A 14,968-nucleotide genomic window follows, 5' to 3' on the forward strand; every position below is an offset into this window, starting at 1 on the left:
CCGCTAGGTACCCCGGGTGATCGCGACGGGGGCCAGCGAACCGATGAAGGTCTATGTCCATCTCGCGGTGGCGCAGCACCCGCGCCGCTGGGCGCAGCTCTACGCCGCGGGCAAGTTGGTGGGGCTCAACGAGCCCGACCCTTATGGCTATGCGCGCGCCGCGCACATGGGGGTGACGCTGATCCCGCCCACGGTCGCCGACGAGGGGCGGCTGGGCAGACTGGTGCGGCTCGGCGTCGGCGCGCTGGTCGGCTTCGATCTGGTCAACGCGTGGCGCAACCGCGCGAGCATCTTCGCCGCGGACGTGGTGTGGACGCATACCGAGGCGCAGTTCCTCGGCGTCTGCGCGCTGCTCGCGCTGCGCCGCCGCGACCGCGGCGCGCCGCCGCGGCTGCTCGCGCAGGCGGTGTGGCTGGTGGATCGCTGGCCCAAGGCCAACCCGGTCCACCGCTGGCTGTGGCGGCGGCTGATCCGCCAGGCCGACGTGCTCACCTTCCACTCGCCGCTCAACCTCGCCGCGGCGCGCGCGCTGTTCCCGGCGCAGCGCTGCGAGCTGGTGCGCTTCGGCATCCGCGCCGACCATCGCGAACCGCCGCGCGCGCCGCGCGCGCCGGGCGGCGAGCGCCGGATCATCAGCGTCGGCAACGACAAGCATCGCGACTGGCAGACGCTCGTCGAGGCGGTGCGCGCTCACCCCGAATGGCGGCTGCGCATCGTCTCCACCAAGGCCGATCCCGAGCTGGCGCGCGGGCTCGACCATGTCACCGTCGCGGGGGTGAGTTCGACCGACGAGCTGCTCGACCTGTACCGCGGCGCGGATCTGGTCGTCGTGCCGCTCCAGCCCAATCTCCACGTCTCGGGTTCCACCGCGCTGCAGGAAGCGGCGCTGCTGGGCGTGCCCACGATCGCCACCGCGGTGGGCGGGCACGAGGCCTATTTCCCGCCCGACGCGGTCCGCTACGTCCCCGCGCGCGACCCTGGCGCGATCGCCGCGGCGATCGCCGACCTGTCCGCCGATCCCGCCGCCGCGGCGGCGATGGCGGCGCGCGCGCAGGCCCAGATGGGCGACGCGGGGCTCAGCTCCGAGGCCTATGTGCGCGACCATGTCCGGCTCTCGCACGAGCTGGTCGCCGCGGCGCGCTGACGCCCGCCCGGTGCCGCGGCCGCGCCCGGCTCAGGCGGGACGGCGGCGCAGCCGGCCCGACACCGCGCCGACCAGCCGGGTCGCCGCGGGCACGCGCAGCACCACCAGCAGCACCGCGTAGACCGCCCCGCCCAGCGTCACCAGCGCGACGGTGGTGACCGGGTCGGTCACCGAGCGGAACGGCAGGAGCGCCAGCCCCATGCCGATCGCGGCCAGCGCGATCTTGGCGATCTCGGGCGTGATCAGCCGGATCGGCAGCACGCGCTTGGCCAGGATCGCGCTCAGCGTGTAGCACAGCGCCTGCGCCAGCACCGCGGCGAGCGCCATGCCCGGCAGCCCGGCGAGGCGGATGCCGATCAGCCCGGCCGGGATCACCGCGGCCAGCGTGGTGAGCGGCGGGACGATCATCCACTTCATCCGTCGCGTCACCTGAAACGCCATCATGAGGTGGAAGGTGACGAGGCAGCGCAGCAGCGCCGCGGCGCCGACCAGCGGCAGCAGCCGCGCGCCCTCGTCACGGAAGGCGGGACCGAGCAGCAGGTGGACGATCCCCGGCGCCAGCACCATCAGCCCCACCGCCGCGGGCAGCCCGAGCCCGAGCTGGAGCTGGAGATTGTTGTCGAGCGTGGCCACCGCGGCGGCGGGGCCGCGATCCTCATAGGCGCGCACCAGCGCGGGATAGCCCGTGAGGTTGATCGTCATCATCATGAAGACCAACGTCTTCTGGAGCAGGTCGACCGGTGCGGCATAGAGCCCCACCGCATGCGCACCGAGCGTCGAGCCGACCAGGAAGCGGTCGGCGAAGCCCGCCGCATAGGTGAGCGCGCAGCTCGCGATCAGCGGATAGCCGAGCTGGAGCGCGGCGGTGACCTGCGCGCGCGACGCGCGCCACGGCCGCACCGCGCGCCACAGCGGATCCGCCAGCACGCTCGCCACCGCCACCACGCCCTGCGCGACGACGATCCCCAGCAGCGTGCCGAGCGCGCCCAGCCCGGCGTAATGGACCAGCGCGAGCCCGAGCAGGATCGAGGTGACCGAGCGCGCCACCGCGTTCCAGAAATAGGGCCAGGAGCGCATCCGCAGGCGATAGATCGTCTGGATGATCGTCAGCGCCATCTCGGTCAGCGTGAACGCCGCCATCACCGGCCACCAGCGCGCCGCGACGTCGGCGAAGCCGATGCCGAAGGCGTAGAGCAAGCCCACCGCCGCGGCGAAGACCAGCGCCACCACGGCGTAGATCCCGAACAGGGCGTCGGCGCGCGCGGGATTGATCCCGCTCGGCTCGGCCGGATCGTAGAGCGTGCGCGCGCCGACCAGCCGCAGCCACTCGAACAGCATCGCGTTGAGCAGTACCGCCGCGGCGGAGACCAGCGCGTAGAGGCCGAAGGCGCCGGGATCGAGCAGCCGCGTCCACACCAGGGTCGCGACGAAGTTGAGCCCGCTGCCGATCACCGTCGCGGCGGTGACGATCGCCGCGTTGGAACGCGGCTTCACCCGCGCGCCCCGCGATCGCGCAGCAGCCCCAGCGCGGTGTCGAAGAAGCGGTCGAGCGCGGCGCGGCGCGTGGCCAGGATCGCGGCATGCTCGGCCCGCTGCGGCCAGTCCGCCACCGCCGCCACCAGCAGCGCCGCGGTCGCCGCGGGCGTGTCGCGCTCCATCGTCGTGCCGGGGACGCGATAGTCTTCCATGAAGGCGTCGGTCTTGGTGGTGCGGCTGAGGCAGGCGATCGGCGCGGTGCCGTAGGACAGGATCATCGCGTGGAGCCGCATCGCGATCAGCGCGGAGCCGCCGCGCAGCACGGTCAGCGCGGCGTCCAGCGTCGCGGGATAGGACGCATCGACGCGCGCGCGCTGCGCCGCGGGCACCGCCGCGACGATCCGCGCGACGCGCGCGTCGTCGCGGCTATCCATCGAGACGACGACGACGTCGCGCCCCAGCCGCTCCACCGCCTCCGCCGCGGTGCGCGCGAAGATGTCGATCACCAGGTCGTCATATTCGTCCTCGAAGGCGGGCGACAGGATCACCGGGCCGTCGGGCGCCGGCGGCGCGCCGGCGAGCACGAAGGCGGGGTCGCACACCAGCTCGGGCGCGGGCGCGCGGGTGCCCGCGGTGATCGCACGCGCGTTGGCGAGCGAGCGCGCGTCGCGCACGAAGATCGCGCACGCCGAGGCGAGCAGCTCGCCCGCGACGTGGCGCGCATGGTCGGTGGCGACGGTGTCCACCCCGATCGGCGCGGTGACGAGCGGGCGGCGGAACAGCCGCGCCAGCCGCGCCACCAGCCAGGCATAGCCGAGGATCCCCTTGACGCGCCCGCCGCCGAACTTGTCCTGGATGATCGATCCGCCGCCGAGGATCACGAGATCGGCCGCCGCGATCGCGCGCACCAGCGCGAGCAGACCGGCGGGCTTGCCGCGCGCCGCGAGGAACGGGGTGACGCCGGGCGCCGCGGGGATGGCGCCGAGCGTGAGCATGGCGACGCGCGCGTCGAGCGCGGGCAGCCGCGCGCGCAGCCCCTCGACCATCGCGAGCGCGATCGCGTCGTCGCCGCGATTGTACCCGGCCACGCCGCAGATCGTGACCACCGGCGCGGGCCGGACCTTCTCATTCATCAAGCGATTGCCCTTTGTAGCGCCCTGCCCTTGATCAGCCGCCGCCCCAGCGCGACCGCGGGCTGCTCCACCAGGCGATAGACGATGGCGGCCACGATCGAGACCGTGACGAACACCAGCAGCAGCGACACGGGGACGAGCGCGGGCAAGGAGACGACCGACGCCAGCGGCGGACAGATCGTCCTGATCACCAGCGGGTGGAAGAGATAGACGGCGAAGCTGATCGCGCCGAGATACGCCAGCACGGCACCCCCGAAGAGGTGGAAGCGGATGCACAGCAGGAACGCCGACAGCCCGATCGCATAAGCGAGGCTGCTCGCCAGCCAGGTCGCGCCCTTGTCGTCGGAGGCGACGTAACCGAGCGTGTTGATCGCGAACACCAGCGCCATCAGCCCCGCCGCGATGGCGGCGAAGCGGCGCGCCGAGATGGGCGCGCCCTCAAGGAAGCGCAGTCGGGCGATCGTGCCGAAATGCATCGCCGCGAGATAGGTGGGGAGGCCGATCGCCAGCCCGCTGGCAGGATGCGTGTAGCGGAACAGCGCACCCGCCAGTCCGACCATCAGAAAGACGATGACCATCGCCAGCTGCGTGCCGGGGCGATGCAGCCGGTGCGACACGAACAACAGCGTGCATGTGGCGTAGAAGATGATCTCGACGAACAGCGTCCAATAGACGCCGATGACGTCGGGCTGGCGCAGCACCGTCTGGATCATCGTCACGTTGGCGAGCGCCTGCGGCGCGGTGACCGCGCTCCCGATCAGCGGATAGACCAGCAGCGCCGCCGCCAGCGACAGCCAGTAAGCCGGATAGAGGCGGAAGAAGCGGCTGATGACGAAGCCGCGCACGCCCGTCTCGGTGCGGAAGCTGAACGGCACCACGAACCCGGAGATGCAGAAGAAGGCGACCACCCCGATCCGCCCGAGATAGAAGGACAGCAGCAGATAAGGCGACTGATCCGCCGGCGCGACCGCGAACAGGTCGTTCTTGACCGAATGCTCCAACCAATGCGCGACGACGACCAGCATCGCCGCAAGCCCGCGCAGGCCATCGACATAGTCGAGGCGCTTCTTGTGAGCCGGTGAAGTCATGAGGGTCAGACGAACGTCCGGACCGTGCCGTGCGGCGTCCTCATCGCGGCTCGGCCATGGCGCTTGCCTCGCCGCGCGACCGCCGCGAGCGCTGCCGCGCCGGCGCGCTGCGTCGCGTCGGTCGGAGCAGCAGGCCGAACGACATGCCGAGGAACATGCTGCCGACGCCACCCGAGGCGATGATGTTGGCGGTGATGCCGTTGAGCACCAGCAGCGTCGCCAGCGCCAGCGCGGTGTAATCCACCGCGTCGCGGATCGCGGCCGTCCAGAAGGCGTACAGCGTGAAGCCGAACAGCAGCAGCGCGAGCGGGATGCCGACCAGCAGCGCGGTGAACAGGAACATGTTGTCGATCATGACGAGATCGTCGACGCGCGCGACCTCGCCGATCGCCCCCAGTCCGTATCCCAGCAGCGCCTGCGGGAAGCGCAACAGGTACGACATCGCCACCGGCCAGACGTCGTTCATGCGCTGATCCAGCGTCGGCGCCTGCACCGACAGCAACTCGCTGAAGCGCACGCCCGAGAACAGGATCGGCACCAGGATGCAGCCGATCAAGCCGGACATGCCCAGCACGCGCAGGAACTTCGCCGAGGCGAACCCCTCGCGTTTGAAGTTGATGAGCGGGGTGACGAAGGCCGCGAACAGCGTGATCATCAGCCAGCCCGCGGTCGCCTTCTGCGTCGTCAGCAGCACGGTATGGACCGCCAGCGCGGCGAAGATCGCGCTGACGATCGTGAGCCGGTTGCGCGTGAGGCCACACATCGCGATCGCGCCCGCGCTGATCAGGATCGAGGTGTCGCCCGAGGCCAGCCCGAAGCCGGACAGCCGCCGGACGCCGTTCGCCGACCAGTCGCGCGCCACGCCCGCGGTGCGCAGCGCGCCCTCGAAAGCGGCACCCGACCACGGCACCTTGAAGAAATTGTCCCAGTAGATGCCGATGATCGCTACCGCCGCGGCCACGACGATCGCTCGCGCCAGCAGCTGATTGCCGTGGCGCACCCCGATCCCCGCGAAGGCCGCGAGCACGACATAAGCGACCTGCCGTCCCTGCATCAGCACGTCGAGCGGCGGGTTGTTCACGACGCCATAGACGATCAGCAGGACGAACAGCCCGGTGAAGACCAGCCAGGGGATCACCCGTTCGCGCGCACCGACATAGGTCAGCGCGCCGAAGCCGATCAGCACGAACAGATCGGGCACGTACCACAAGGGCGCGGCATAGGCGCGGATCGGCGCGGCCATGGTGTTGCGGAAGACGAGCGACAGGAAGATCGCGACGACGATGGCGCGCGCACGTTCGTCCCGCGCCACCCCGATCGACCATTGGCGGACGCCGGTTCGGTCATCTGCGCGTCGCGCCGATCTCACCGGAGCGGCCGCGACCTGCCTTGCTGTCTGCATGAACTCCACCTCATCACGCGAGGCCCGCCGCGTTCCCGCTTCGCACGCTCAGCAGCCGGCACACCGCCGCTTTGATCGTTGACATTCGTTAGAGCTTCGCCTCCATGGGCGCAAGGTTGTGCAGAGCAACAAAAATGGCGCGCCGACGGGGAGCTACGGGCGCGGGCGTCCCGCGCTGACCCACCGATTCGGCGTTCCTGCCCGGGGCGCCGACCCGTCACCGCGCGCAATGAGGAACGATCATGCGCGTCTTGCTGGTCTCGAGAAATTATTTCCCCGCGCACGTCCACGGCGGCGCGCAGGTATCGGTGTCGCAGCTCGCGCAGGGGCTCCAGGCGCGCGGCCATGCGGTGGCGGTGCTCAATGTCGACGATCACGCGCACGAGGGCATCCACGAGGCCACCGGCGTGCCCGAATATCGCCTGCCGCTGCGCAACCTCTACCTGCGCGGCGAGCAGTCCGCGCCCAAGCGGATCGGCTGGCATCTGATCGATCGGCTCGGCGATCGCATGGCCGCGGATTACCGCCGCGTGCTGCGCGACTTCCGCCCCGACATCATCAACACGCACGTGATGGCGGGGATCGGCACGACGATCTGGCGCGTCGCCGCCGAGCAGCGCGTGCCGATCGTCCACCGCGTCAGCGACTATTATCTGATGTGTCTCAATTCAGGCCATCGCAAGGGCGAATCGAACTGCGTCGGCGTGTGCGGCAGCTGCCGCGCGCTCGCGCTCACCCCGGCGCGGCGGCGCACGCCGCTGGTGCAGCACATCATCTACGTCTCGGAGAAGATCCGCTCGATCTACGACGAGAACGGCGTCTTCCCGCGCGACGTGCCGAGCACGATCCTGACCGGCGCGTACCAGCCCAAGCGTCCGGTGCCGCCGCGCCCCGATCTGATCGACCCGTCGTGCCTGACGATCGGCTTCTTCGGCCGCCTCTCGCCCGAGAAGGGGCTGGAGGAGCTGCTGCCGATGCTGCGCACCCTGCCCGCGGGCGGCTGGCGACTGCGCATCGGCGGCGACGGCAAGCCGGACTATGTCAACAAACTCAAGCAGATGGCTGCCGACCTGCCGGTCACCTTCCTGGGCGTGCAGAAGCCGGACGATTTCTACGCGGCGATCGACACGCTGGTGGTGTCGTCCTTGTGGGACGAACCCTCGGGACGCGTCGCGTTCGAATCGGGGATCCACGGCGTGATCCCGATCGTGGCGTCGCGCGGCGGGCTGCCCGAGATGGTCGCGTTCGGCGAGCGCGGTCTAGTGTTCGATCCGGAGGCGCCCGCCACCTTGCTCGCCGCGATCGCGCGCGTGCGCGAGGATCGCGCCTTTCGCGACCAGGTACGCGCGCGCTGGCTGGTCGACCGGCGCGATTATGATCCCGACGTCGTCGCAGAACGGACACTGGCGGTCTACGAACGGCTTGTCGGGGAACGGCTTTGATCGTGCAATCTGATCGCGCACCTGCGATAGCACGCCGCTTCGGGGGTCTGGCATGAGGCAAGAGCAGGATGCGAGCGCGATGACCGTCGAACGCGAGATCACCGCGGCGCTGCCGCCGCGCGCGGCGCCCGGCGCGGGCGCCGGCAGCAATGCCGACGCGACCGGCGCGACGCCCGCCTTCCCATCGGGACGCGGCGACGTGACGCTGCGCGACGAGGCGGCGTGGCGCGCGCATTTCGCGGGGCTGCGCGTCGCGATCGTCCATTACTGGCTGGTCGGGCCGGGCGGCGGCGAGAATGTCGTCAAGACCATGTTGCGGATCTTCCCGCAGGCGCACGTCCACACGCTGGTGGCCGATCCCGATTACGCGCGCACGATCGTCCCCGACGAGCGGCTCCACACCAGCTTCCTCCAGAAGATCCCGGGCGCGGCGCGCTTCCACCGCTCGCTGCTGCCGGTGGCGCCGATGGCGCTCGAGAATCTCGACCTCGACGGCTACGACCTCATCATCTCGAGCGAGTCCGGCCCCGCCAAGGGGATCATGCCGCCGCTCGACGCGGTGCACGTCTGTTACTGCCACTCGCCGATGCGCTATCTGTGGGACCAATATCACCAGTATCGCCGCGACGCTTCGGCGCTGAAGCGGCTGGTGCTGTCGGTCACGATCCCGCGGCTGCGGCTGTGGGACGTCGGCAGCGCGCTGCGCGTCGACCGGTTCGTCGCCAACTCGCGCTACATCGCGGGGCGGATCGCGCGTTACTACCGCCGCCCCGCCGAGGTGATCTATCCGCCGGTCGAGGTGCAGGATTTCGCCCCCTCCGCCGAGGTGGATGATTATTACCTCATCACCGGGCGCCACGTGTCGTACAAGCGGATCGACCTCGCGATCGCGGCGTGCAACCGGCTCGGGCGGCGGCTGGTCATCACCGGCAAGGGGCCGGAGACCGCGGCGCTGCGCAAGCTGGCGGGGCCGACGATCGAGTTCGCGGGCCAATGCTCCTTCGACGAGCTCAAGCGTCATTACGCGCGCGCGCGCGCCTTCCTGATGCCCGGCGAGGAGGATTTCGGCATCGCACCGGTGGAGGCGATGGCCTCGGGCCGGCCGGTGATCGCTTATGCCTCGGGCGGCGCGACCGAGACGGTGGTGCCCGGTCTCTCCGGGCTCCACTTCGCCGAGCAGAGCGTCGACAGCCTGGTCGCCGCGATCGAGGCGTTCGAGGCGCAGGAGGCCGGCTTCGACACCGCGGCGATCCGCGCGCACGCGCTGTCGTTCAGCCGCGAGCGCTTCCTCGACTCGTTCGCGCGCTTCGTCGACGCCGCGATGGCGGCGCGCACCACGCCCGCGGGAACGTTCCGCTGAGCCCGGGCGGCGGCGGTCGACGCGACGGTAGCACCATGACCCTCTTCATCAACGGCCGCTTCCGCCAGCAGCCGATGACCGGCGTGCAGCGCTATGCGACGCAGATCGTGCTCGCGCTCGACGCGTTGCTGGCGCGCGACGGCGCCGCGGGGCGCGACTGCCGGCTGGTGCTGCCCCCGGGCGCGCCCGAGCTGCCGCTGCGCGCGATCCGCCAGGTGCATCACGGCCGGCTGCGCGGCCATGCCTGGGAGCAGATCGAGTTCGCCCGGCTCGCGCGCGACGGCGTCGCGCTCAGTCTCGCGGCGAGCGGCCCGGTCACGCGGCGGCGCCAGGTGGCGGTGATCCACGACGCCGCCATCTATCGCTTCCCCGAGAATTACTCGAAGAGCTACGTGCTGCTCCACCGCGTCGTCGACCGTCTGCTGGCGCGGCGCGCGACGATCGCCACCGTGTCCGATTTCTCGCGCGGCGAGCTGGCGCACTGGCTCGGGCTGCGCGCGAGCGACATCGTGGTGGCGCCCAACTCGGCCGAGCATCTCGACGCCGCGCCGGACGACGGCGTGTTCCAGCGGCTCGGGCTCGGCGACGACCAGCCCTATTTCCTCACCATCGGCAGCCTGACGCGCAACAAGAACCTGCGCCTCGCGATCGAGGCGATGCGCCACCAGCCCTCCGCGGCGCGGCTGGTGATCGTCGGCCAGATCGACGGCGGCGTGTTCGCGGCGCAGATGCCCGACGCGCCCGAGCAGGTGATCCTCGCCGGGCGTCTCTCCGACGGCGAGGTGACCGCGCTGATGCGGCGCGCGCGCGCGCTCGTCTTCCCCAGCCTGTACGAGGGATTCGGCATCCCGCCGCTGGAGGCGTTCGGCAACGATTGCCCGGTGCTGGCCAGCGACATCGCGCCGGTGCGCGAGGTGTGCGGCGACGCCGCCGATTATTTCGACCCGCACGACGCCCCCGCGCTCGCCGCGCTGATGCACCGCGCGCTCGACGACGATGGCGGGTGGCGCGCCGACCGGCTTGCGCGCGGCCGCGCGCGGCTCGCGCATTTCTCCTGGGAGCGCTCGGCCGCGACGTTGCTCGCGGCCTGCGACGCGGCGGCGTGAGCCTGGCGGTGGATCGCCCGCGCGCGCGCCTCGTTCTAGCCGCGCCGGGAAGCACGAGAGGAGACGGGCGATGAGCCTGGTACGATGGACCCTTGCGGCGACCGGCGCGATCGCGGCGGGCGCTCTGGCAGCGGCGGCGCTATGGTCGCAGGCGCCGACGACGACCCAGGTCAGTTTCGCGGCGGGGTCGGGCAACGGCGGCTACACCCCCGCGATATTCGGCGTGCAGACGCATTTCGGCATGGTGCGGCTGCTCGGCTATACTTCGCCCGACCGCGCCGCGCAGCAGCTCCGCTCGCTCGGCGCGACCTCCTATCGCGACGGCATCGTCTGGGCGCAGTTCCGCTTCCCCCCGAACGGCGCCCCGGTGCTGGCGCAGCCGCGACGGATCAGCGGCTTCATGCCCGTGGCGGGGGCGCGGCCACTGTTCGGCTTCGGCGGCGCGCCCTTCCCGCTGCCGTCGAGCGGGCCGCCGCTGACCGACGACCAGATGGCGCAGTTCGCGCGCTACGTCGACACGCTGGTACGGATGACGCAGCGCTACGACCCGATCTTCGAGGTGTGGAACGAGTGGAACCTGCGCGTCGGCAGCGTCCGCCCCGCGGCGCGGCTGACCGGCGAGGGCGACCCGTCCGACGCGCGCGCCGCGGTCCATTACGCCGCGCTGTCCAAGGTGGCGGTGCAGGCCGCCAAGCGCGCCAATCCCGACGCCACCGTCGTGGTCGGCTCGGTCGGCATCGACCCCGACTGGCAATGGACCCAGGCGATCGTGCGCTACGGCGTGCTCAACGGCGCGGACGGGCTGTCGGTCCACGTCTACAACAATTGCGTCCCCACCGCGCAGCGCACCGCCGACGAGATGCTGACGCGTCTTCAGAAGCTGCAGGCGCTGCTGCGCCAGCAGCGCGGCGGGAAGGTCACGCCGATCTACGTCACCGAGTTCGGCTGGGCGACGATGAACGCCAAATGCGGCATCTCGCCGCAGCGCCAGGGGTTCAACTACGCGCATTATATCCTGCAATCCTCGACGTTGCCGTGGCTGCGCGGCTCCTGGGCCTATGAGCTCAAGGACGAGGGGCAGGATCCGACCGCGATGGAGCAGAATTTCGGCATTTTCGGCAATGACGACCAGCCCAAGCCCGCGGCCTGCTTCATCAAACAGGCGCGCGCCATCGTCGCCAACGCGCGCGCGGTGGAGCTGAAGAAGCCGCGCCCCGACGTGTTCGTGCTGCACGCCACCATGCCCGACCGCCAGCTCGCAGTGGTGTGGAGCAACAGCATGACGCCGAGCACCTATCTGCGCCTCGGCGAGCAGGCGAAGGGCGCGCGGATGATGTGCGGCGACGCGATCGATCCGCGCGGCGACACGCCGATCGGCCAGGCGCCGCTGGTGGCGCAATATCCGCTGGGCCAGCCGGTCGCGCTGTCGGTCAGCGGCTGACCGACAACACGCGAGGGAGGGAGACGACATGTCGTTCTGGGACGTCGTGCGCGCGGACCTGCGCGCCAACACCGGCAAGACGCGGCTGGTGGGCGCGCTCACCGCCTTTCTCTTCCATCCCGGCTTCGCCACCGTGTTCCTCCACCGCGTCGCGATGGCGCTGGTCGGTACGCCGGTCGACAAGATCGGCGTGCTGATCTGGGCGTGGAACACGCGGCGCAGCGGCTGTCACTTCCACCTCGAGAGCGAGATCGGTCCGGGCCTGTACCTGCCCCACCCGGTCGCGATCGTGATCGGCCAGGGCGTGCGCGTCGGCGCGGGCGCGACCTTTTATCAGTCGGTCACGGTCGGGCGGACGCGGCGCGACGATTATCCGGTGATCGGCGACGGCGCGACCTTATACCCCAACGCAGTGGTGTTCGGCTCGATCACCGTCGGCGCGGGCGCGCGCGTCGGCGCGGGATCGATCGTGTTCGCGGACGTGCCCGCGGGCGCCACCGCGGTCGGCAATCCCGCCCGGATCGCACGTCAGGCGCGCGACGCCGCCTGACGCGTCGGCGCGCTCAGCGCGCGACCTGCACCACGCCGTCGACCACGCGCGTCCGCCGCGCCAGCGCGTCGATCAGCGCCGGCGGGTAAGGGCCCGCCACCACCGGCGCTTCCGGCTCGACCGCGCGCGCGTCGCGCAGCAGCCCGGCGCGCTGGACGTCGCGCAGCACGTCGTGGAACGGCCGGCGCAACAGATAGGCGCGCGCGTCGGTCGCCAGCGCGAGCCGCTCGCCGCGCGCGCCGACCGACGCGGCGAGCCCGCGCCCCCAGCCGTCGAGCTGCGGCCCGGGCGCCACCAGCGGCACCACCGCGAAGGGACAGGCGGCGCGCGCGAGCTCGACGCGGCACGCCATCTGCGTCGCGATCGCCATCGCCTCGCCGTCGACCAGCAGCGCGGCGCGCGGATCGGCGGCGGTGCGCGTCACCACCGCGCGCCAGTCCTCGCGCGCCAGATGCGGCCGTGTCAGCGCGACGCTCACCCCCAGGGCCAGCGCCAGCGCGATGAGCGCGGCGGCATAGCCGCGACCGCGCAGCCCCCCCACCCCGCTCGCGGCGAGCACCAGCGGGAACAGCGACAGCCACAGGATGGTGCGGTCGAGGAAGATCGGCTGCTTGAGGTTGAGCAGCAGGAACAGCGCGGTGCCGACCAGCAGGCAGGCGAGCGTCAGCCGCGTGGCGCGGTCGCCGCGCCCGCGCCACGCGCCCAGCGCGGCGAAGCCCGCGACGAGCAGCGGCGCGGGCAGTTGCAGCAGGCTGACCTGGCGCGACTGGAGCAGCGTGGCGACGTAGATCAGGACGCTCTTCGTCAGCCCCAGCCCCTTGATCCAGCCGAGATTGCCGTTGGGATTGGTGAGCTGGAGGAAGGTCATCCACAGCCACCACGACGCGGCCAGCGCGATCGCCACCCCGGCGAGCAGCAGCGCGACCCAATGCTCGCCGCGCAGCGGGCGGAAGCGCGGGTCGACCAGCATCAGCGCCAGCGTCGCGGTGGCGGGCCAGATCACTCCCGTGGTGTGGCAGTAGATGCCGGCCACCGCGCCGGCGACATAGACGGCCCACCCCCAGGCGCGCGCGCGCGGCGCGGTGGCGCACGCGACCTGGAGCAGCCCCGCGAACGACACGGCGATCGCGAGGTACAGGACGATATAGGCGCGCACCTGGTGCGAGAAATACAGCTGCTGCGGCGACAGCGCGAGGATCAGCGCCGCGGCGATCGCGGCGCGGCGCCCGAAGCGGCGCGCCACCGCGACATAGATCACCGCCATCGCGGCGAGGCTGGCGACGATCCCCGGCACGCGCAGCCCCGCGTCGCTCAGCCCCGCGGCGTCGATCCACCAGCGCAGCAGCGTGTAGAACAGCGGCGGATTGGTCTCGCGCAGCATCCACGCGCCCCACAGACGGTGGAGCGGCTGCGACGCGAAGAAGACCGAGGCGAGCTCGTCGAACCACAGCGAATAATCGGCGAGCGCGAGCCGGATCGCCGCCGCCACCAGCACGGCGGCGGCGAGCGCGGCCGCACCGCCGCGCGCGTCGGGCCAGGAAGGCGGGCGAGGCCGTGCCCGATCGATCGGCTCCATCTGCCCCCTCCCGCGCCGCCGCCTGTCGCGCTCAGCCGCGCTTGCGCCAGGTGAAGATCGACGACATCGCGTAGTTCCACACCGTGGTCACCGCGATCCCGGCGAGCGCCGACACCACCAGATAGTTCTGCCGCTGGTACAGGTAATGCGCGATCCCGACATTCGCGAGGAAGCCGATGCCGCACACCAGGTTGAAGCTCAGCCAGCCCCACCACAGCCGCCGCCCGGTGAGGCGCTGGTCGCGATAGGTCAGCAGGTTGTTGAGCAGGAAGTTGCTGGTGGTGGCGACCAGCGTGGCCGCACCCTGCGCGATCGCGAACGAGCGCCCCTGATGCGCCGCGCCGTCGCCGAACAGCAGCAGCGATTCGAGCACGATCGAGAGCACCAGGAAGTGGACGAACACGCCCGACCCGCCGACCATCGCGAAGCTGATGAAGCGCACCGGCACGTAGCGGCCGAACGACTTGTCGAGCAGGAGCTGGAGATATTCCCACAGCACCAGACTATCCAGCTTGCTCTCGCCGTGCTGGCGCGTGCGGAAGGTGTAGGGCACCTCGGCGACGCGCAGCGGCTCGGGCGCGGACGCGGCGATGTCGAGCAGGATCTTGAACCCGACCGTGGACAGATTGGGCAGCGCGGCCATGAAGGCGTCGCGCCGGAGCATGAAGAAGCCGCTCATCGGGTCGCTGATCGGCGCGCGCGTCAGCCGCCCCGCCAGCCGCGTCGCGAATCGGCTCATCGCGGCGCGGCGGCGGTCCCACTCGCCCACCCCGCCCCCCGCGACGTAGCGGCTGCCCACCACCACGTCGACGTCACCCTGCGCGATCCGCCGCAGCATGTCGGCGAGCACGCGCTCGTCGTGCTGCATGTCGCCGTCCATCACCGCGACATAGGGCGCGGCGGTGGCCAGGATCCCCTCGATGCACGCCGAGGACAGGCCGCGCCGGCCGAAGCGCTGCACCACGCGCACGCGCGGGTCGCCCAGCGCGAGCGCGCGCGCCTCGTCGGCGGTGCGGTCGGGCGAATTGTCGTCGACGAACACGACCTCCCAGCGCACCCCCGCCAGCGCGGCGTCGAGCGCCGCGACCAGCAGCGGCACGTTGCGCGATTCATTGTAGACCGGCACGACGATCGCCAGCTCGGCGGGCAGCGCGCGCGACAGCGCGGCCGCGGCGGGCGCGGCGTCGGGCATCGCGTCGGTCAGGGGTGGCCGATCCATATCGTCTCTCGCTTCGGTCACGGGGTCACGG

The 14,968-nt window shown here is 71.4% G+C and carries 12 protein-coding genes; 6 read left to right on the forward strand and 6 right to left on the reverse strand.

What is annotated here, in order from left to right:
* The first annotated feature begins 16 nt into the window (after nt 1–16).
* Entirely contained in the window at nt 17–1,144 is a 1,128-nt protein-coding gene (locus tag EV292_RS12240; RefSeq protein WP_243693747.1) for a glycosyltransferase family 4 protein, read from the forward strand.
* Between the two features lie 30 nt (nt 1,145–1,174).
* Here the strand turns inward: EV292_RS12240 and EV292_RS12245 are convergent, their stop codons facing one another.
* The 4 genes from EV292_RS12245 to EV292_RS12260 are packed head-to-tail and all read right to left on the reverse strand — an operon-like array spanning nt 1,175 to nt 6,153.
* Complete coding sequence (locus tag EV292_RS12245) at nt 1,175–2,638, reverse strand: lipopolysaccharide biosynthesis protein (protein ID WP_132909511.1); 1,464 nt, start codon at nt 2,636–2,638, stop codon at nt 1,175–1,177.
* Nucleotides 2,635–3,753: a polysaccharide pyruvyl transferase family protein gene (locus tag EV292_RS12250; RefSeq protein WP_132909512.1), complete on the reverse strand. Its 1,119-nt coding sequence runs from the start codon at nt 3,751–3,753 to the stop codon at nt 2,635–2,637. The genes EV292_RS12245 and EV292_RS12250 overlap by 4 nt, the downstream gene beginning before the upstream one ends.
* Complete coding sequence (locus EV292_RS12255) at nt 3,753–4,841, reverse strand: acyltransferase (RefSeq protein ID WP_132909513.1); 1,089 nt, start codon at nt 4,839–4,841, stop codon at nt 3,753–3,755. Before EV292_RS12255 ends, EV292_RS12250 begins: the two co-directional genes overlap by 1 nt.
* Nucleotides 4,842–4,881: 40 nt before the next feature.
* Nucleotides 4,882–6,153 (reverse strand): hypothetical protein, encoded by a 1,272-nt coding sequence (locus EV292_RS12260; protein ID WP_132909514.1) that lies wholly within the window; start codon nt 6,151–6,153, stop codon nt 4,882–4,884.
* A 332-nt stretch (nt 6,154–6,485) separates the two neighbouring features.
* Between EV292_RS12260 and EV292_RS12265 the strand changes: the two genes are divergently transcribed.
* The 5 genes from EV292_RS12265 (at nt 6,486) to EV292_RS12285 (ending at nt 12,142) form a co-directional block, all read left to right on the forward strand.
* On the forward strand, nt 6,486–7,685 hold the full coding sequence (locus EV292_RS12265; RefSeq protein ID WP_132909515.1) for a glycosyltransferase family 4 protein: 1,200 nt from the start codon (nt 6,486–6,488) through the stop codon (nt 7,683–7,685).
* A 79-nt stretch (nt 7,686–7,764) separates the two neighbouring features.
* On the forward strand, nt 7,765–9,045 hold the full coding sequence (locus EV292_RS12270) for a glycosyltransferase (protein ID WP_207913419.1): 1,281 nt from the start codon (nt 7,765–7,767) through the stop codon (nt 9,043–9,045).
* A 35-nt stretch (nt 9,046–9,080) separates the two neighbouring features.
* A complete protein-coding gene (locus EV292_RS12275; RefSeq protein WP_165927092.1) occupies nt 9,081–10,151 on the forward strand; it encodes a glycosyltransferase family 1 protein in 1,071 nt (356 codons plus the stop codon).
* A gap of 70 nt (nt 10,152–10,221) precedes the next feature.
* Nucleotides 10,222–11,592, forward strand: a complete 1,371-nt coding sequence (locus EV292_RS12280) for a hypothetical protein (protein ID WP_132909516.1) — start codon at nt 10,222–10,224, stop codon at nt 11,590–11,592.
* A 28-nt stretch (nt 11,593–11,620) separates the two neighbouring features.
* Nucleotides 11,621–12,142 carry a hypothetical protein gene (locus EV292_RS12285; protein WP_132909517.1) on the forward strand — a complete coding sequence of 174 codons (522 nt, stop codon included), beginning with the start codon at nt 11,621–11,623 and terminating at the stop codon, nt 12,140–12,142.
* Between the two features lie 13 nt (nt 12,143–12,155).
* Here EV292_RS12285 and EV292_RS12290 read toward each other — a convergent pair whose 3' ends face one another.
* Together EV292_RS12290 and EV292_RS12295 are read right to left on the reverse strand one after the other, a co-directional pair.
* Nucleotides 12,156–13,718, reverse strand: coding sequence for a glycosyltransferase family 39 protein (locus tag EV292_RS12290; protein WP_132909518.1), 1,563 nt, complete (start codon nt 13,716–13,718; stop codon nt 12,156–12,158).
* Nucleotides 13,719–13,749: 31 nt separating this feature from the next.
* A complete protein-coding gene (locus EV292_RS12295; RefSeq protein ID WP_132909778.1) occupies nt 13,750–14,910 on the reverse strand; it encodes a glycosyltransferase family 2 protein in 1,161 nt (386 codons plus the stop codon).
* Between the last annotated feature and the right edge of the window lie 58 nt (nt 14,911–14,968).

The sequence above is a fragment of the Sphingomonas sp. BK235 genome, from assembly GCF_004345855.1.
Classification (GTDB): Bacteria; Pseudomonadota; Alphaproteobacteria; order Sphingomonadales; family Sphingomonadaceae; genus Sphingomonas.

What these genes read in the sequence shown, in the direction of transcription:
- EV292_RS12270 (WP_207913419.1), top strand. Translation starts at nt 7,765, where the DNA reads ATGACCGTCGAACGCGAGATCACCGCGGCGCTGCCGCCGCGCGCGGCG.
- EV292_RS12275 (WP_165927092.1), top strand. Translation starts at nt 9,081, where the DNA reads ATGACCCTCTTCATCAACGGCCGCTTCCGCCAGCAGCCGATGACCGGC.
- EV292_RS12255 (WP_132909513.1), bottom strand. Translation starts at nt 4,841, where the DNA reads ATGACTTCACCGGCTCACAAGAAGCGCCTCGACTATGTCGATGGCCTG.
- EV292_RS12295 (WP_132909778.1), bottom strand. Translation starts at nt 14,910, where the DNA reads ATGCCCGACGCCGCGCCCGCCGCGGCCGCGCTGTCGCGCGCGCTGCCC.
- EV292_RS12265 (WP_132909515.1), top strand. Translation starts at nt 6,486, where the DNA reads ATGCGCGTCTTGCTGGTCTCGAGAAATTATTTCCCCGCGCACGTCCAC.
- EV292_RS12285 (WP_132909517.1), top strand. Translation starts at nt 11,621, where the DNA reads ATGTCGTTCTGGGACGTCGTGCGCGCGGACCTGCGCGCCAACACCGGC.
- EV292_RS12280 (WP_132909516.1), top strand. Translation starts at nt 10,222, where the DNA reads ATGAGCCTGGTACGATGGACCCTTGCGGCGACCGGCGCGATCGCGGCG.
- EV292_RS12290 (WP_132909518.1), bottom strand. Translation starts at nt 13,718, where the DNA reads ATGGAGCCGATCGATCGGGCACGGCCTCGCCCGCCTTCCTGGCCCGAC.
- EV292_RS12250 (WP_132909512.1), bottom strand. Translation starts at nt 3,753, where the DNA reads ATGAATGAGAAGGTCCGGCCCGCGCCGGTGGTCACGATCTGCGGCGTG.